At 69.7% G+C, this 17845-nt stretch carries 16 protein-coding genes; 9 read left to right on the plus strand and 7 right to left on the minus strand.

Annotated elements, in window-relative coordinates; all coding sequences use genetic code 11:
- Positions 1-286: 286 nt before the first annotated feature.
- Both GLP40_RS29925 and GLP40_RS29930 read right to left on the minus strand, forming a co-directional pair.
- Positions 287-1324 (minus strand): heme/hemin ABC transporter substrate-binding protein, encoded by a 1038-nt coding sequence (locus GLP40_RS29925; RefSeq protein ID WP_154791354.1) that lies wholly within the window; start codon positions 1322-1324, stop codon positions 287-289.
- 20 nt (positions 1325-1344) lie between these two features.
- Entirely contained in the window at positions 1345-2304 is a 960-nt protein-coding gene (locus tag GLP40_RS29930; RefSeq protein WP_154791355.1) for an aldo/keto reductase, read from the minus strand.
- A gap of 274 nt (positions 2305-2578) precedes the next feature.
- On the opposite strand from GLP40_RS29930, the gene GLP40_RS29935 reads away from it, so the two are divergent.
- From GLP40_RS29935 to GLP40_RS34930, 6 genes are all read left to right on the plus strand, one after another.
- Positions 2579-3529, plus strand: coding sequence for an undecaprenyl-diphosphate phosphatase (locus GLP40_RS29935; protein ID WP_154791356.1), 951 nt, complete (start codon positions 2579-2581; stop codon positions 3527-3529).
- Positions 3530-3545: 16 nt separating this feature from the next.
- Positions 3546-4280, plus strand: a complete 735-nt coding sequence (locus GLP40_RS29940) for a histidine phosphatase family protein (RefSeq protein ID WP_328290811.1) — start codon at positions 3546-3548, stop codon at positions 4278-4280.
- Positions 4281-4306: 26 nt separating this feature from the next.
- Positions 4307-4891: a DUF3090 domain-containing protein gene (locus GLP40_RS29945; RefSeq protein WP_154791357.1), complete on the plus strand. Its 585-nt coding sequence runs from the start codon at positions 4307-4309 to the stop codon at positions 4889-4891.
- A gap of 4 nt (positions 4892-4895) precedes the next feature.
- Positions 4896-5666 carry an SCO1664 family protein gene (locus GLP40_RS29950; protein WP_328290812.1) on the plus strand — a complete coding sequence of 257 codons (771 nt, stop codon included), beginning with the start codon at positions 4896-4898 and terminating at the stop codon, positions 5664-5666.
- A gap of 154 nt (positions 5667-5820) precedes the next feature.
- The gene (gene mshC / locus GLP40_RS29955; RefSeq protein ID WP_154791358.1) at positions 5821-7059 is read left to right on the plus strand and encodes a cysteine--1-D-myo-inosityl 2-amino-2-deoxy-alpha-D-glucopyranoside ligase; all 1239 of its coding nucleotides are present in this window, start codon (positions 5821-5823) and stop codon (positions 7057-7059) included.
- 290 nt (positions 7060-7349) lie between these two features.
- Positions 7350-8237, plus strand: a complete 888-nt coding sequence (locus tag GLP40_RS34930) for a GNAT family N-acetyltransferase (RefSeq protein ID WP_154791359.1) — start codon at positions 7350-7352, stop codon at positions 8235-8237.
- A gap of 7 nt (positions 8238-8244) precedes the next feature.
- Here GLP40_RS34930 and GLP40_RS29965 read toward each other — a convergent pair whose 3' ends face one another.
- Together GLP40_RS29965 and GLP40_RS29970 are read right to left on the minus strand one after the other, a co-directional pair.
- Positions 8245-8724 (minus strand): SRPBCC family protein, encoded by a 480-nt coding sequence (locus GLP40_RS29965; RefSeq protein WP_154791360.1) that lies wholly within the window; start codon positions 8722-8724, stop codon positions 8245-8247.
- Positions 8721-9050, minus strand: a complete 330-nt coding sequence (locus GLP40_RS29970; RefSeq protein ID WP_328290813.1) for an ArsR/SmtB family transcription factor — start codon at positions 9048-9050, stop codon at positions 8721-8723. Before GLP40_RS29970 ends, GLP40_RS29965 begins: the two co-directional genes overlap by 4 nt.
- Before the next feature lie 155 nt (positions 9051-9205).
- Here GLP40_RS29970 and GLP40_RS29975 point away from each other — a divergent pair, with 155 nt between their 5' ends.
- From GLP40_RS29975 to GLP40_RS29985, 3 genes are all read left to right on the plus strand, one after another.
- Positions 9206-12310 (plus strand): type II toxin-antitoxin system Rv0910 family toxin, encoded by a 3105-nt coding sequence (locus tag GLP40_RS29975; RefSeq protein ID WP_328290814.1) that lies wholly within the window; start codon positions 9206-9208, stop codon positions 12308-12310.
- Between the two features lie 50 nt (positions 12311-12360).
- Entirely contained in the window at positions 12361-13266 is a 906-nt protein-coding gene (locus tag GLP40_RS29980; RefSeq protein WP_154791361.1) for an alpha/beta fold hydrolase, read from the plus strand.
- A 665-nt stretch (positions 13267-13931) separates the two neighbouring features.
- Entirely contained in the window at positions 13932-14141 is a 210-nt protein-coding gene (locus GLP40_RS29985) for a hypothetical protein (RefSeq protein WP_154791362.1), read from the plus strand.
- A gap of 258 nt (positions 14142-14399) precedes the next feature.
- Here the strand turns inward: GLP40_RS29985 and GLP40_RS29990 are convergent, their stop codons facing one another.
- From GLP40_RS29990 to fadD11, 3 genes are all read right to left on the minus strand, one after another.
- Entirely contained in the window at positions 14400-15053 is a 654-nt protein-coding gene (locus tag GLP40_RS29990) for an enoyl-CoA hydratase-related protein (RefSeq protein ID WP_154791363.1), read from the minus strand.
- Between the two features lie 30 nt (positions 15054-15083).
- Positions 15084-15683, minus strand: a complete 600-nt coding sequence (locus GLP40_RS29995) for a TetR/AcrR family transcriptional regulator (protein ID WP_154791364.1) — start codon at positions 15681-15683, stop codon at positions 15084-15086.
- Between the two features lie 339 nt (positions 15684-16022).
- The gene (gene fadD11 / locus GLP40_RS30000; protein WP_154791365.1) at positions 16023-17834 is read right to left on the minus strand and encodes a fatty acid--CoA ligase FadD11; all 1812 of its coding nucleotides are present in this window, start codon (positions 17832-17834) and stop codon (positions 16023-16025) included.
- Positions 17835-17845: the final 11 nt, after the last annotated feature.

Below are 17845 nucleotides of genomic sequence, written 5' to 3' on the forward strand. Positions count from 1 at the left end.
TTGTCGGTGTTCCCCAGGTTCGCTGAGACCTCGTCCGCGGCTCCGCGGGTCGAGGCAGCGGCGAATTGCCCTGCTGCGCAGCCTTGCTCGCTCTCCGCGGCAACCGCATCGGGTCGCACGTCCGCGTCGGCACCGTCGGATGACGCATCCGGATTCGGGCCCTGCTCGGCGCTCGATCCGGTGACGGCGGGTCGATCAGTGGGCTCGGTGGCGCGGCGCCCCGTTGCGGATGTGGCGGGTGAATCCGGATGTGGGGCTCGATCCTGGGCCGCGCGGGTCGGGTCGCTCATGCGTTGGTCCGGCCGTAGACGGCCGTGATGAGTGCGGTGAGAACCCGGCCGGTGTCGGGGCCGAAGGACAGCAGCACCGCGTCGGACATGTCGACGACGCGGCGGTCGCGGCCGGCGGGGGTCTGGGCGACGCCGGGCATCTTCTCGAGCCCGTCGACGCCGCCGACCGAGGCCAGGCCGTCGCTCATGAGCAGGAAGACATCCGGGGAGGCGGCGATCATGGCCTCGCTGGTGATGGGCAGGAAGTCCCGGGTGATCCCGGAGGCGGTGCCGGCGTCGACGCCGCCGATGGCCGCGATGAGCGAGTCGGCGCCCGAACCGGGTCCGGCGATCATGGCGATGGCGGCGCTGCGCAGGTACAGGAACGCGATCTTGGGTTTCGAGTCCCGGTGCGGCGCCGAGGCGGTGGCCGCGGAGATCTCGTCGCGGGTGCGCTGGGCCAGGGCCTTGCCCGCGTCGGGGACGCCGAGGGCGGCGGCGACGGCTTCGATCTGGGGGACGACGCCGTCCATGGTGCGCTGCGGGTCGAAGTAGACCACGGTGATGCCCAGGGCCGCGAGCTGGTCGCGCAGGGCGGGAGTGACCGCGGTGGTATCGGTGAGGAATACCGTGGGGCGCAGTGCCGCAACCGATTCCACGCTCAGGGTGCCCGCGCCGCTGGAGACGGTGGGCAGGTCCTTGACGGCGGGGAACGCCGCGGAGTTGGAGCGGCCGATCAGTTTCGAGCGGAGTCCGAGCGCCACGACCGTCTGAGCGAGGGTGCCGTAGCGGTCGGCGGCGATGATGCGGCTGGTGTCGGTGACGGTCACCTGGCTGCCGTCGAACGACTTCACCGTCGTGGGCAGCACCGGGCTGGGTTCGGCACCGATCGGGATCGGGTCGAGATCGCCGATGCTCGCGGTGACCGGCCCGTGCCCGCCGCTCGTGTTCGAGGTGCCGATGCCGCAGGCGGTCACACCCGCGACGAGGCCGAGTCCGAGCAGCATGATCAGCAGCGGGCGGACGGCCGTGCGGGCATACACGAGACACCTCATGCAAGTAAGGTTAGCCTTGCTCATTCCGTGCGTGCGCTCACATCGCCCAGAGCGGCGGTGATGGCGCGCGGCAGTTCGAGGGTTTCGGCGGCGATGATCCCGGTGAGCTGCCCGATGTCCCGCGCCCCGACCAGCATCGACGCCACCGCGGGCTGATCGCGGATCCAGGCCAGCGCCACCGCCAGCGGCGAGGTGCCCAGCCCGTCGGCGGCGGTGACCACGGCGTCGACCACGCGCACGGCGCGTTCGTCGAGGTGGCGGGTGATCTCGGCGGCGGTGGCCTCGTCGGCGCCGCGGGAGTCGGCGGGCACCCCGTCGCGGTACTTGCCGGTGAGAATGCCCCCGGCCAGGGGTGCGGTGGCGATGAGCCCGATGCCGTGATGCTGTGCGGCGGGCACGAATTCGTGTTCGACCCCGCGTGCGAGCAGCGAGTACTGGGTGGCGGCGGCGGTGATGGGGGCGGCGGCGGCCAGGGTGGCCAGTTGCCAGCCGTCGTAGCCGCGAGCCCCGGCGTAGCGCACGCGCCCGGAACGCACCGCCCACGACAGGGTGTCGGCGATCTCCTCGAGGGGGGTGTGCGGGTCCCAGGCGGCGACGGTCCAGATGTCGAGGTGGTCGGTGCCGAGCTGGGTGAGGGTGTGGTCGAGCTGGCGCATCATGGTGCGCCGGGAGGCGTCGACGGTCCAGCGCACGGCGGCGGGCGCGTCGGCGGCGGCATCGCTGAGTATCGGTGCGTACCCGGCGCTTCCGGACAGGACGAGGTCCTCGCGCCCGATCTCGGAGAGCAGGTCGCCGAGGATGTGTTGCGCGGTGCCGTCACCGTAGGCGGGGGAGGTGTCGACCAGGGTGCCGCCCGCTTCCACGAAGGCCATCAGCTGGGCGGCCGCGTCCTCGGCGTCGGTTTCCCTGCCCCAGGTGTGGGTGGCCAGCCCGAGCCTCGAGACCCGCAGTCCGCTGCGGCCGACCGTCCGTTGTTCCATCACCGCGGTTGCACTTTCGTCACACACGTCAGCCTAGGCGCACCTGTCGCATCTGCTCGGCTACGGCCCGCGCCGAGCGCGGCGGGTCGATGCCCGAGCCCGGGCCACCGTCCGTTACCCGCACGCGTGTCCGAAATCGGACAGTAGCCCGGTAGGGTCGCTGCGGTGTTTGCGGCGCGGATGCGCCGGGCGCGGTGGGCTTCGGGCGCGAGGGTGCGGCGAATTGTCCGCCGGGAGCCGACAATTCGGGACTGGAGGGTGTGTGGGCGAGTCGATGACGTGGGTGCAGGCGCTGGTGCTGGGGCTGGTGCAGGGTTTGACGGAATTTCTGCCGATCTCCTCCTCGGCGCACCTGCGGATCACCTCGGCGGTGTTCTTCGGTGACGACGCGGGCGCCTCGTTCACCGCGGTCACCCAGCTGGGCACCGAAGCGGCGGTGCTGGTGTATTTCGCCAGGGATATCTGGCGCATCCTGGTCGCCTGGTGCACCACGATGTGGTCGAAGGTGGCGGCGCCGCAACGGGATACGGTGCCGGTGCACGAGCGCGCGACCACACGGCTGCCGGTGCTGACCGAGGACGGGCGCTTTTCGTTCGGCCCGGATCCCGACATTCAGCGGGAGTTGGACTACCGGATCGGCTGGTATGTGATCATCGCCACCATCCCGATCGGAGTACTGGGTCTGCTGTTGAAGGACCAGATCCGTACCGGGGCACGGAATCTGTGGCTGGTGTCGATCATGCTGATCGTGTTCGCACTGGTGATCGCGGCCGCGGAGTACTACTCCGGCAGGGTCCACGGCCGCCGGCGGCGCCCGATCGAGTTGTTGACCACCCGTGACGGCCTGATCATGGGTCTGGCGCAGTGCCTGGCGCTCATCCCGGGGGTGTCGCGTTCGGGCGCAACCTCGTCGGCGGGCTTGTTCTGTGGGCTGACGCGGGAGGCGGCGGTGCGGTTCTCATTCCTGCTGGCCATTCCGGCGGTGGTGGCCTCGGGCCTGTTCAGTCTCCCGGACGCGTTCGAACCCGCTGGTGAGGGCTTGAACGCGTCGGGTCCGCAGCTGCTGGTGGCGACGGTGGTGTCGTTCGCGGTGGGGTATGCGTCGGTGGCGTGGTTGCTGAAGTTCGTGGCCCGGCACTCGCTGGACTGGTTCGTCGCGTATCGGATCGTGCTGGGGTTGACGGTGATGGCGCTGCTGGCGACCGGCGTCGTGTCGGCGACCTAGCCAGTAGGCTGGCCCGGTGACGGTGATCCTGTTGCGGCACGGCGTCTCCACGTCGAACACTGCCCGCACCCTGGCCGGCCGCAGTGCGGGCGTCGATCTGACCGACCGCGGACGCGAGCAGGCCCGCGGCCTGGTGGAGCGGCTGGGCTCGCTGCCCGTCGAACACATCGTGTGCTCGCCGCTGTTGCGCTGTCAGCGCACCGTCGCCCCGCTCGCGGACAAACTGGGTCTCGAACCCGAGCCCGACGAGCAGCTGCTGGAGGTCGACTACGGCGACTGGACCGGCAAAGCACTGGCCGACCTGATCAACGAGCCCCTGTGGAAGGTTGTGCAGCGGCATGCGTCGGCGGCGACTTTCCCCTCCGGAGAGTCCTTGGCGCAGGTGCAGTTTCGGGCCGTGTCCGCTATCCGCGAACGGGATCGGCAGTTCGCGGCCCGGCATGGTAGCGATGTGTTGTGGATTGCGTGCACACACGGCGACGTCATCAAATCGGTGCTGGCCGACGCGTTCGGCATTCACCTCGACGGGTTCCAGCGGATCGTGGTGGAGCCGGCGTCGATCAGCGTCATCCGCTACACCCCGACTGCCCCGTATGTGTGGCGGGTCAATGACACCGGGCCGGACCTGTCCGGGTTGGCGGCGGTTTTACCGCGAACCGGCGGCGAATCGCGCTCGGGGCCGGTTCCCGGTGGCGAAACGGGTACCGCCGACAGTACGGATAATGGGGTAGCGGAACGCCCCGATTCATAAGTGTGAGTGAACCGAATGGAGGTGCAATGGGCCGAGCAATCCATATCTTCCGCACCCCCGATCGTTTCGTCGCCGGCACCGTCGGCGAGCCGGGCGACCGCGCGTTCTATCTGCAGGCCGTGCAGGACCCGCGGGTGATCAGCGTGCTGCTGGAGAAGCAGCAGGTGAAGGTGCTGGCCGATCGGATGGGTCTGCTGCTGGACGAGGTGCAACGGCGCTTCGGCACCTCGGTGCCGCCGCAAGCCGCCGACGTGGCCGACACCGCGCCGTTGATCACCCCCATCGATGCCGAATTCCGGGTCGGCACCATGGGTTTGGGCTGGGACGCCGATGCGGGCGCGGTGGTGGTGGAGTTGCTGGCGATCACCGAAACCGAGGTGGACGAATCGGTGGTGCTCGACGACACCGAAGAGGGTCCCGACGCGGTGCGGGTGTTCCTGACCCCGGCGCAGGCACGCGAGTTCGCGCTACGGTCGGCGCGGGTGATCGCGGCCGGGCGCCCGCCGTGCCCGCTGTGCGGGGAGCCGCTGTCGTCGAAGGGGCATATGTGCGTGCGCACCAACGGCTACAAGCGCGGCGAGATCTTCGGCACCACCGAGCTCGAGGACTGAGATCGTGGACCTGCTGCGCGCCGCCGAACTGACGGTGATCGGACAGGTCACCACCGCCAGCAATGTCACCCTGGTGTGCGAGGCCGAGGACGGCGGGCCGCGGGTGGTGTACAAGCCGGTGCGTGGGGAGCGGCCGCTGTGGGATTTCCCCGATGGCACCCTCGCGGCACGGGAGGTGGCCTCATATCTGGTGTCGGAGGCCTTGGGCTGGGGGGTGATCCCGGAAACGGTGTTGCGGGAGGGGCCTTTCGGGCCGGGTATGGTGCAGCGCTGGGTCGACACCGTCGAGGACGGCGAGGGCCCGGATCTGGTGGATCTGTGTCCGGTGGGTCAGGCGCCCGAGGGCTATCGGGAGGTTTTGCGGGCGCTGGACCCGGGCGGGCGGCCGGTGTCGCTGGTGCACGCCGATGATCCGAGACTGCATCGGATCGCGGTGCTGGACATCTTGATCAACAACGCCGACCGCAAGGGCGGGCACGCCCTCGACGGGCTCGACGGGCGCGTCTACGGGGTCGATCACGGGATTTGCCTGCACCGCGAGCCGAAGCTGCGCACGGTGCTGTGGGGCTGGGCCGGTGAGCCGATCGGTGACGAATTGCTCACCGACATCACGGTTTTCGTCAAGGCGCTGGCGGGTGAACTGGGTGAGCGGCTAGCGGAGTTGATCACCGACGCCGAGATCGAGGCCCTGGAGGCGCGCGGGCGGGCGCTGTTGGAGGAGCCGGTGATGCCGATGCCGGTGAGCCAGCGCCCGATTCCCTGGCCCGCGTTCTGAACCGACCGCGATGTTCGCATCATCGTGATTGCAATCGTTGACATCGTCGCGCCCGCGACTAGGGTGCAGGTCCGCCGCTGCGGGCGGGTGTCGCGCGGCACACCGGTGCGGGGGCGGCGCGGGTTCGCCGCGATCACAGCGATAACCTCGACTCATGCAGTCCTGGTCCGATATCGCTGTCCCGACCGTCCCCGGATCCGGACCGGCGTTGCGGTTGTTCGACACCGCCGACAAGCAGGTGCGCCCGGTGACCCCGGGCTCGACCGCGACGATGTACGTGTGCGGGATCACCCCCTATGACGCCACCCATCTCGGGCACGCGGCCACCTACCTGGCCTTCGATCTGGTCAACCGCCTCTGGCGTGACGCCGGGCATGAGGTGCACTACGTGCAGAACACCACCGATGTCGACGATCCGCTCTTCGAGCGCGCCGAGCGCGACGGCATCGACTGGCGTGAGCTGGGCACCCGCGAGATCGATCTGTTCCGTGAGGACATGGCCGCGTTGCGGGTGATTCCGCCGCGCGACTACATCGGTGCGATCGAGTCGGTGCAGGAGGTCGTGGAGCTGGTCGACAAGCTGCTCGCCTCGGGCGCGGCGTATACGGTCGACGACCCGCAGTATCCCGACATCTACTTCCGTCACGACGCGACCGAGCAGTTCGGTTACGAGTCCGGCTACGACCGGGCGACCATGGAGCGACTGTTCGCCGAGCGCGGCGGGGATCCGCAGCGGCCCGGCAAGCGCGATCCGATCGACGCGCTGTTGTGGCGTGCGGAGCGGGCGGGTGAGCCCTCGTGGCCGGCGCCGTTCGGTGCGGGACGTCCGGGCTGGCACATCGAGTGCGCGGCGATCGCGCTCAACCGGATCGGCACCGAGTTCGATGTGCAGGGTGGTGGCAGCGATCTGATCTATCCGCACCATGAGTACTCCGCGGCGCATGCCGAGGCGCTGGTGAAGGGTCGGCGCTTCGCCCGCCACTATGTGCATGCGGGCCTGATCGGGCTCGATGGCGAGAAGATGTCCAAGTCGCGCGGCAATCTGGTGTTCGTGTCGACGCTGCGCCGGGCGGGCACCGACCCGGGCGCCATCCGGCTGGGCCTGTTCGCGGGCCACTATCGCACCGACCGGGAGTGGTCGGATGCGGTGCTGGCGGAGGCGGTTTCGCGGCTGGACCGTTGGCGTGCGGCCATCGCGCTGACCTCGGGCCCCGACGCCACCGACACCGTCGCCCGGGTGCGCCGCCATCTGGCCGACGATCTGGACACTCCGAAGGCCTTGGCGGCCCTCGACGCGTGGGCGCAGCAGGCGCTGGCCTACGGCGGCCCCGACGCGGCCGCTCCCGGCCTGGTCAAGGATGCGGTGGACGCGCTGCTGGGTATCGCGCTCTGAGCCGCCCGTTCGCGTGAGATGGACGTGCGAGCCCGAATCCGGGCTCGCGCGTTCGTGTTTCGGCCACTGCGAGCCCGCGGCCGGGGATGGTGGTATGACCGTGCATCACGACAGTCCGTGCCGCAGCAGATCACCGCTGACGCGAACCGCGGCCGGTATGCGACCCGTTCCGACGGCCGGCGATGGGCCTCCTCGGTTCCGTCGATCGGATATGGCGTATATGGGTCGACCGGTGGGCGGCGGACCGCGCATTCTGGAGGCGGGTGTTCTGCGTGTGAGGAGGAGTTGTCGTGGCTGACGCGGAGTCTGGGCCCGCTGGGTTGTCGCTGTCCGCGGCGCGGTTCACACGCGCGACCGACCGGCTGGTGGAGTGCGCGCGGTTCTATCGGGAGATCGTGGGCCTGACACAGCTTTTCGTGTTCGAGGATCACGCGGGCTACAGCGGGTTCGTGTTGGGGTTGCCGGATGCTTCGGCGCAACTGGAGCTGGTACGCCTGGATGGAGCGCCGCCGCCTGCGCCGGCCGATCCCGAGCATGCGGTGGTGCTGTCTGTGCGGTCGGGGTTCGAGGAGTTGCGCACGAGGCTGGCCGATCACGGTGTGGCCGAGGTGGTTCCGGACAATCCGTATTGGGTGGCGGCGAGGGCGTTCGCGGTGCTCGATCCCGAGGGCTGGATGCTGATCGTGGTGCCACCGCAGGCGGGTCCGGGGCCGGTGCGCATCGAGGAGTTCGTCGGTGATCGCGCCCAGATCGCGTGGTCGTTCCGAATGGCCGAGGATTCCGAGCAGATGCTGGCCGGGTATATCGGCCGGGGGCGGGTGTGGGTGGCGCGCGACGACTCCGGTGCGGTGGTCGGCCATGTTCAGGCGGCTCCGGAGGCCGACGAGTCGACGTGGGAGATCGTCAATACCGCTGTGGCGCAACCGTTGCGGGGCACCGGAGTCGGGCGGCGGCTGATCGAGCAGGTGGTGGCGGCGGCCACCGACGCAGGGGTGCGGCGTCTGGAGGTGGCCACCGCCACCGCCGATGTGGGGAATCTGCGTTTCTATCAGCGCTGCGGTTTCCGGATGACGCGGGTGGTGCCCGAGGTGTTCACCGCCGCGGCCGGGTATCCCGAGCACGAGATGATCGACGGAATCCGGTTGCTGGATCAGGTGTGGTTCACCCGTCTGCTGTGAGCCGGTCTCAGGCGGCGACGACCTTGGCGTAGTTGTCCCGCAGGGCGGGCCAGCCGCCCGGGGAGCCCACGGCGTCGCGCATGGATTCCCAGCCGGGGCCGTGGTTTTCGAAGCCTGAGTGCACGAGGGTGACGGTGGTGTGGTCGGCATCGACGGCGGTGAAGGTGACGTCGACGCGGCTGGTGCGGGCCGGGTCGGATTCGGGTTTCCAGTCCAGGCCGATGTCCCAGGAGAAGGCGAAGTGGGTGTTCGGGGACCACACCAGCACCCGGCCCCACGGGCATTCGGTGCCGTCGGCTTCGCGGCCGTAGAGGCGTCCGCCGAGGCGGGGTTCGACGACGGTTTCGGCGAGCGGGCCGGCCCCGATGTGATGCTCGCGCGGCCACCAGCTGTCCATGCCGGTGGTGAAAACGCGGTAGGCCTTGTCGATGGGGGCGTCGACGGTGAGTTCGACGGTGACGGCGTTCGGGTCGGGTTGGCTGGTCATGACTGCTCCTGAGGGTCGTCGTGGTGGGCTTGCACTTCGTCGCGAAAGGCCGACAGCGCTGTCGACCAGAAGTGGGTGAAGTACGCGCGCAGCGCGTCGATGCCGGCGGGGTCGAGCCGGTAGACGCGCCGGGTGCCGATGGCTTCGTCTCGGACCAGGCCCGCTTGTTTGAGCACCTTGAGATGTTGGGAGACCGCGGGCCGGGACACGGGGAGTTCGCCGGCGAGTTCGCCGACCGCGCACGGGCCCTGGCCGAGGCGCTCGAAGATGGCTCGCCGGGTCGGGTCACCGAGGGCGTCGAGAGCGGCGCTTTGGTAAGTACCCACGAACCGTAAGTATACGCTTACGCAAATCAGCGGGGAAGGGACCGGCGCGAATCCCGTTGGTGGGGGTGCGAAGTCGGCTGCACCCTTCCCGTGGGCGGTGAGCGGCCGATACCGTGAGGGCCGGATGGCGTGGACCCTCAGTGAGGAGGTGGACCGTGACGGCGGTGCCGGGTTTCGAGCGTTTGCGCGCGGTGGTCGGGCAGGGACGCGATAAGAGCGCGTCGGTGCGCAAACGGTTGCGAGCGGGTGGGCAGCTGCTCGCCAGTGTGCGCCGGGATCCGCGCATCGTATGGGAGCTGGTCGCCGGATTGACCGGCCACGGCGGGGAATCCGCGCTGGCGCCGGTCGAACATGCGCTGCCCGCGGGGCTGGCGGATTACGCGCGCACCGCGCACGCCCATCTCGATCTCGACTCCGGCGCGGCGGCGACACTGGCGTATCTGGTGCAGCTGCAACGGCTTCCGGAGTGGGTGACGTTCCATGCGGGCTGGCGTGGTGAGGCGCCGGGATCGGCGGCACTGGGCGTGGAGTACACGCAGGTCGCCAAGTTCATGGGGATTCCCGCGGATGTGGCCTGGACGGTGACCGAGCTCAGCGACTCCGGTCTGGCGTTGCGTGGGCGCGGGCCGCAGGGGCTGAGACTGGGGTTGTGGATCACGGTGGCGCCCACCGGGTCCGGGTCGAGCGTGTACATCGATGCCGGGTTGTCGGGCCAGCCGATCGATGGGCCGCTGGGTGCGACGGTGGCGCGGGCGCTGGGGGAGGCGCTGCGAGATTCGCTCGCGGCGCTGCCCGCGGCGCTGGCGGCGGCCAAGGCGGCGACCGGGCATCCGGCGCGCAAGGCGGTGCGGCACCGGGCTTCCGGGGTCGTACTGGCGCCGACGACGCCCGTGCTGGTGGGTGTCGGGCAGGTCGTGCAGCGCACCCCTGATCCGTCCTATGGCGATCCCGCGCAGCTGGCGCTGCGGGCGCTGCGGGCGGCGGCCGCGGATACCGGGGCCGGGGAGAGGCTGCTGGCGCAGGCGAACGCGGTGTTCGCGGTGTCGCCGACGTCGTGGCAGTACCGGGATCTGGGTGCGCTGGTGGCGCAGGCGGTGGGCGCGGGCGCGGCGGATACGGTGCAGTCGAGCCCGTTCGGCGGTGACGGCGGACAACTGGTGCTCAACGAGGCCGCGGCGGCGATCGCGGCCGGTGACTACGACCTGGTGCTGGTGACCGGGGCGGAGGCCGGGGCGACGCAGGCGGCGGCGCAGCGGGCCGGGATCGAACCGGCGTGGCCGGTGCAGGATTCCGCGGTGGCGCCGACACGCACCGTGGGGATCGACAGGGCTGCCAACAACGCCGTGGAGTCGGCGGCCGGGTTGCAGGCTCCGATCACTATGTACGCGCTGCTGGAGTCGGCCAACCGGCAGCGGCTGGGCCGCACCCCGGCCGAGCATGCGGCGGCGGTGGCCGAGTTGTGGTCGCGACTTTCGGCGGTGGCGGCGGGCAACCCGAACGCCTGGCAGCCGCAGGAGTTCTCGGCGGCCGAGATCGCGACGGTCACCGAGGCCAATCGGATGATCTCCGCGCCCTACACCAAGCTCGAATGCGCCAATCTGACCGTGGACATGGCTTCGGGCATCATCATGGCCAGCGCGGCGGCGGCCGAGGCGGCGGGGATTCCGCAGGACAAGTGGGTGTTCCTGCACGCGGGTGCGTCGGGCACCGACGAGTGGTTCGTCAGCGAGCGCAGCGAACTGGCCGCGTCCCCGGCTATTCGGACTCTGGGTGCGGTGGCGCTCGACCACACGGGCATCACCGCCGAGGATCTCACGCACGTCGACCTGTACGCGTGTTTCCCGGTGGCGGTGCAGATCGCCGCGCGCGAGCTGGGTCTGCCGGTCGACGATCCGAAGCGGCCGCTGTCGGTGACCGGTGGTCTGACCTTCGGCGGCGGTCCCGGCAACAACTACGGTGGTCACGCGGTGGCTTCCCTGGTACAGCGGTTGCGCGCCGAGCCCGAGTCCTTCGGCCTGGCCACCTCTGTGGGCTGGTATCTGACCAAGCACGCGCTCGGCGTGTATTCGGCGACACCGCCCAGGCAGGGTTACCGGCATCTGACCCCGGTCATCGAGCACCCACCGGCTCGACCGGCCCGCAGCGAGTACACCGGTGAGGCGGTAGTGGAGGCCTACACCCTGCCCTACGGCCGTGATGGCCACCCCGAGGCCGCGATCGTGAGCGTGCTGACTCCGAAGGGCGATCGAGTCCTGGTGCGCTCCACCGATTCCGCCCTGCTGGCCGCCCTCACCGAGGACGACTGGCTGGGCCTGCCGGTCACCGTGGACGGCGACACGATCGTCCCCGTCGCTGCGCGGGTCAGCGAATCGGCATCCGATGCCGAGGAATCCGAGTCCGGTACCGACGCCGCCGTGGCAGTCTCGTCCGAGACCGCTGGTTCCCGCCCGCAGCTGAGTACGGCGGGTCTGCGCCGGGTCGCATTGCCGCCCCCGCCACCGGCTCCGGTTCTCATCGAGCGCCGCGGCCACGTCATGATCATCACCATCAATCGCCCGCAGGCCCGCAACGCCATCAATCTGGCGGCGGCGCAGGGTCTGGAACGCGCGATCGACTCCTACGAGGCCGATGCCGATGCCCGCATCGCGATTCTCACCGGCGCGGGCGGATATTTCAGCGCCGGAATGGATCTCAAGGCCGCTGCGCGTGGCGAGATGCCGATCACCGAGAAGCGCGGCATTCTCGGCATCGTCTCCCAGCCCCCGCGCAAGCCCCTCATCGCCGCCGTGGAGGGCCCGGCCCTGGCCGGTGGCTGCGAGCTGGCGCTGACCGCCGATCTCATTGTCGCGGCGAGCGATTCGACCTTCGGCATCCCCGAGGTCAAGCGCGGTCTGGTCGCCGTGGGCGGTGGCGTCCTACGCCTGTCCCAGCGCATACCCCGGGCCGTCGCCATGGAATTGGCCCTGACCGGTGACCCGATCACCGCGGCCCGCGCCGCCGAGATCGGCCTGATCAACCAGGTCGCCGCACCGGGCAAGGCCCTCGAGGCCGCGCTGGAGTTGGCCGAACGGATAGCGGTGAACGCTCCGCTGAGCATCGATGCCAGCAAGCAGATCATCGAGCAGGCCCCGGACTGGTCGGTGGCCGAGGCGTTCAGCAAGCAGGGGCAGGTCGCCGCGGCGGCGCTGTCCTCGCAGGACGCGGGGGAAGGCATGCGCGCCTTCGTGGAGAAGCGTCCCCCGGTCTGGCAGGGCCGCTGAGCCTTCGATCCAGGACGCTGTGTTTCGACTGCGAGCACGAAAGAACGGTCATGACACCGGATCTCATCGAATCCACTCTCACCTTGGAGCGGGACGGGCTCACGCTCTCGGCGCGCCGGTTCGGTTCGACCGAGGCGCCGCTGGTGATTCTGCTGCATGGTTTTCCGGATACGCCCCATACCTGGGACGGGTTGATTCCGCGCTTGGTCGAGGCCGGGTATCAGGTGCTGGCGCCGTGGCTGCGCGGGTATACGCCGGGGTCGGCGGCGCGGTCGGCCCGCTATGACCTGATGGCGGTGAGTGCGGATGTGGCGGCCTGGCATACGGAACTGGGTGCGCCGCAGGCGCATCTGGTGGGCCACGATTGGGGTGCGTTCGTAGTGATGATTATGGCGAAGCGGGATCCCGGGCGGTGGCGGTCGTTGACGTTGCTGGCGATTCCGCCGTTCGGGGGTGGGGTGGCGCCGCGGATGTGGCGGTATCTGCCGCGGCAGATGGCGCTCTCGTCGTATATCCCCGTCATGCAGTCCGGGTTGTCGCCCCGGTTGCTGACCCGACGTGGTGCGGAATTCGTGCGGGCGTTGTGGCGGCGGTGGTCGCCGGGGTGGGATTTCACCGAGGACGAGTTCGCGCCTACCGCGGCCGTTTTCACCGACCCGACGATGGCGTGGGCGGCGACGCGGTACTACCGGTCACTGTTCACGGTGCAACGCAGGGCGACCCGCGAGTTCGGTGAGATCCTGATGGCCGATGCCGCCCCACTGCCGACACTGGCGCTGGCGGGCCGGCGGGACGGCTGCATGTCGCCGGATCTGCAGCGAGTTCTGGCAGAGCATGCACAAGCGCAGCACGCGCAGCTGCCTGACTGCGGCCATTTCCTACAGGCCGAACGCCCGGATGCGGTGGCGGAGTTGCTCTTACCGCATCTGCACGCGGCCGGCACGAACACCGAGTGAGGAGTCGCGCAGCCTGCCGGCGGCCGCCATGATCGATCAATGGGCTCCGTGATCGGCCACCACCGTCACCTGCCGGAGTGGTCAGTGGCCGCTGTGGGGAGCCTGCCTGGTTCTCGCCCTTGGGCAGTGAACGGCTCTCGTTGGCAAGAGGTGATCTCGTCCGTGGGTGCGGGCGTGAAGACTGCCACTGAGGGCCAGCGTCGAGCAAAGTCACGCTGAGCGGCTGGTTCGGCGGAACGATCGTGATCGTTCGGTGGAACCGCTACCTCGACCGAAAACCGGGGATGCTGGGGCGCCACCATCCCCTAGCTCACGACCGCGAGTGCGCGGATGGCCTCCGGGACTACCGCGTGTGTATCGACTCGGGCCGCTCACTGTCGACGATATCCGTGCCGTTCCCGCCGGCGGCGTGCGGTGTTCGGCGGACGAAAGGTTTCCATGGGTTCGCTGCGGGGAAACCTGGCACGATTGGTCATGCGCGTGGCGGTGACGGGATTGCGCGGGGTGTAGCTGGGGTGACCGGCGGGTTTCGTGCGTGCAGCGTGCGGATCCGATCGAACAGCACAGGTTATCGGCCTGGTTGCCATCGATTGACAGCTGGCTCGGAGCCTGTCGCGCACGCTGTGGAACACATACCGATTGGCGGTTCTAGGGCGGGAGGCGTGATGGACGAAGTGCTCGACAACGTGCCCGGAGGGTTGATCACCGCGAGTATGCGGCGGCTCATCGGGGAGATCATTGCCCGCTATGGGTCCGTCGAGGCGTTCTGCGCACGACTACACCGGCTGCTGGACGACCCCACCGACCAGATTCCGGCACTGGCCGACCCCGAGTGCCCGCAACCGGGCGGCCGACACCGGCTGCGGGCACTGTGACGCCGCAGCCGCCGAACGCGCGCCGGTACGACACCCTGGCGCGACCGCTGCCGGGGTCGGCATCGGCTTTGGCCACACCGGGTTTGGTTTTGCGGTCTGTCCGATAGGCCTGGCCCGTACAGCGGGCGGCCAATAGGCGCGGCAGCTGCCGGGCGGTGCCGGTCTGCCAGGGGTGTGCCGGTCTGCGGGTCCGGCGACGTGCGTGGGGACCGGGTGCGGCCGGCGGTGTTCGCCGTGCGCCGCACCCTGTCAGACCTGTCAGGGGTTGCGGAGTGCGGCGACGGCGTCGGCGAACATGGTGGCCTTGATCGCGCCGAGGGTGGCCTGGTCCTTGGCGCCGAGCGGGGCCAGCATCCCGATGGCGGTGGCGGTGAGGGCGTCGAGGTCGGCGGTGGCGTCGATCAGGTCGCAGGCCAGGGCGTCGGGGCCGCCGAAGCGACGGCCGGTGGTCATGGACGCGACGGCCGATTTGGGGGTGAGCTTGGATTGGATGAGCGCGGCCATGCCGCGGGTGAACGGGATGCGGATGTCGGCTTCGGGAAAGCAGAAGTAGCCGCGGTCGGCGCGCATGGCCCGGAAGTCGTGGGCGAGGGCGAGCATGGCTCCGGCGCCGAAGGCGTGCCCGGGCAGGGCGGCGGCGGTGGGCAGCGGGAAGGTGAGCATGCGCGCCAGCAGGGACTGCACCTGCGCCACATACCATTCGGCGCGCTCACCGTTGACCGAGAGCCAGTCCAGGTCCAAGCCGTTGGAGTAGAACTTGCCGGAGGCGGTGGTGACCAGTGCTTGCGCGCCCTCGGCGACGACGGCGTCGAGGTGCTGGCCGATTTGGTCGAGGAATTCGGGTGAGAAGCGATTCTCGTCGCCGCCGAGATCCAGGACGGCGATCTTGTCGTGGTAGGTGAGAGTGGGCATAGGGGTGTCCTTCCGCGGGATGTGTCGGTTTCAGGCGGGTGCGGGCCCGATGTCGAGCACCGCGCGCACGGCGGCCCGCAGTTGGCGGCGGGCAAGGGGATTGGCGAGTCGGCCGCGTTCGAGCAGGATCGCTGTCGGCAGGTCGACCAGGCAGATGGTGAGGGTGTCCACGGCGTGCGCGTCGGCGCGGTCCCACAGCCGGCGCGCGAGGGTCTTCATCAGGTCGACGAGGGTGTGCTGGGTGGCGGCCAGTTCGGCGCGCACCTGCTCGGGCAGATCGTCGCCGAGCAGGTCGGCGCGGCGCACCGTGAAGAACAGCTGCGTCGACATCGGATGGCGGGCAGCGAATTCCGCGGGCGCCTCGGCGGCGGCGATGACGGCCTCCACTCCGTCGTCCCCGGCTCGGGCCACCAGGTCGGCCTGCAATGCCAGGAACCGGTGCGCGGCCCGAATCCAGGTGCGCCCCACCAGTTCTGCCCGCGATCCGAAGCTGTGATAGAGAGCCCCATTGGACACGCCGGTGGCGGTGGCGACCGCCCGGATGGTGACCGCGGCGGGCCCGGACCGCACGGCCAGGGCCTCGGTGGCATCGAGCACGAGGTCCGGGTCGTGGGTGCGGGGGCGTGGCATGCATCGACCATAACAGAGCAAGCGCTCTGTTATAAAGGAGAACATCGCGGGCCTGCCTTCACCGTGCGCGCCACCGGGTCCGGATCGCGCCGCGCTCGCGGGCGTTCGGTGCCGATATCCCGGTTCTACGCATGCTCCTGCCTCGAATCCCGCTCCGCGCGAAGGGATTCGGTCTGGTCACGAATAGGGTTCGGTGCGAACACCATCCGCCCCCGCGAAGGACGCGGAGACGGCCGGGCAGCAAGAGGTTTGGTGAGGACGGCGTGGCCCAGGCGGTGGGCCGCACACGCGGCGGTGCCGGGCAGACCGGGAGGTGAGGTGTCGCGTGCCCCGCGTGGATCAGGGCGTGACGGGTGCGACCTCGGGTTCGTGGACGCCGTCGGCGAGGGTGGGCTCGTACATGCGGTCGATCTCGGCAGCGTACTTCTCGGCGATGGGTTTGCGGCGCAGTTTCATGGTGAGGGTCATCTCGTCGCCGCCGGGTTCCCAGAAGGTGGGCAGGACGGTGAAACGTTTGATCTGTTCGACGCGGGAGAGTTTCGCGTTGCCCGCGGCGACGCCGCGCGCGATGTCGGCGATGACACCCTTGTCGGCGGCCAGGGCGGCGGCCGAGGCGTCGGGCAGGAGGTGCTGGGCGGCGTAGGGTGCGGCGGATTCGGCGTCGAGGACGATGAGGGCGGTGTTGTAGGCGCGGTTGTCGCCGATGGTGGCCAGAGCGCCGATGAGCGGGGCGGCGGCTTTGACGGTGTTCTCGATATTGGCCGGGGACATGTTCTTTCCGGCGGAGTTGATGATGAGTTCTTTCTTGCGGTCGACCACGCGCAGGTAACCGTCGGCGTCCTGGGTGATGATGTCGCCGGTGGCCAGCCAACCGTCGGCGTCGAGAGCGTCGGCGGTTTTCTCTGGCTCCTTGCGGTATTCGCGCATCACCAGTGGCCCGCGCACCAGAAATTCGCCGTCGTCGGCGATCTTGGATTCGAGGCCGGGCAGCAGCCGGCCGACCGTGCCGAGCCGGGCCTGCTCGGGTGGGGCGACGCTGACGATGCAGGTCAGCTCGGACATGCCCCATACTTCGGAGATGGGGATGCCCAGGCCGAAGAAGAAGCCGAGGGTTTCCGGCGGGATGGGCGCGGCGCCGGAGAGGGCCCATTTGAGTTTGTCCAGGCCGAGTTCGGCGCGCAGCGCCCGCAGCACAGCCGTATCGGCCCGGTCCCATTCCGCGGCCAGCGCGTCGTCGACGGGTTGCCCGGCCAGCTGGGCGGCCGCCTTGCGCCCGGCCACCTCCAGCGCCCACATCAGGGCCGTCCTGCGGGTGGGGTCGGTTTCGGCGCCGACCGAATATTCCACGGCCGCTTTGAGTTTCTCCCACACGCGCGGCACCGCGCCCCAGATGGTGGGGTGCACGTCGGCGAGCGCGGCGGGCAGCTGGGTGCGGTCGGGGACCACGGTGATCTGGGTGCCGAAGTATTGGTGCAGATACAGGTTGGTGACCCGGTCGGCCATGTGCGCGGTGGGCAGGAACGAGGTGATGCGGTCGCCGAACTCGACGGGCATGACCGAGGCGTAGGCGCGGCATTCGAAGGCGAGGCCGGCGTGGGTGATCTCCACGCCCTTGGGGTTGCCGGTAGTGCCGGAGGTGTAGCAGAGGGTGACGATGTCGTCGGGGCCGATGGCCTGCCAGGTGGCGTCGAAGTCGAAATCGCCGCGCCCGAGTTGTATGAGTTGCGTGACGGACAGGGTGCCGGGGGCGGGGGCGTCCACGCACACGATGGTCTGTATGGGCACCCCGCAGGCGCGGATGCGGTCCAGATATTGGGCTTCGCACAGCACGATCCGGTTACCGGCGTTGCTGAACACGTAGTGCAGTTGTTCGGCCGAGAGCGTGTTGTACACCGAGAACGAGGTGGCGCCGGTGTGCTGGGCGCCGACCTCGAGGGGATAGAACTCGAGCCGGTTGGCCATCATGAACGCCACCGTGTCCCCGCGACCCACCCCCAGCGCGGCCAGCCCCGCCGCGACCTCCCGCACCTGGGTGGCGTAGTCGCGCCAGGTCAGGGTCTGGGTGCCGCCGATCGTGCGGACCGCGATCGCGTCGGGGTCGATCGCGGCCGTCGCCTGGAACGCGGCGGGGGACGTATTCGGTTCGCTCATCACAATTCTCG

Origin of the sequence: Nocardia aurantiaca, assembly GCF_009708175.1 — a bacterium.
Classification (GTDB): domain Bacteria; phylum Actinomycetota; class Actinomycetes; order Mycobacteriales; family Mycobacteriaceae; genus Nocardia; species Nocardia aurantiaca.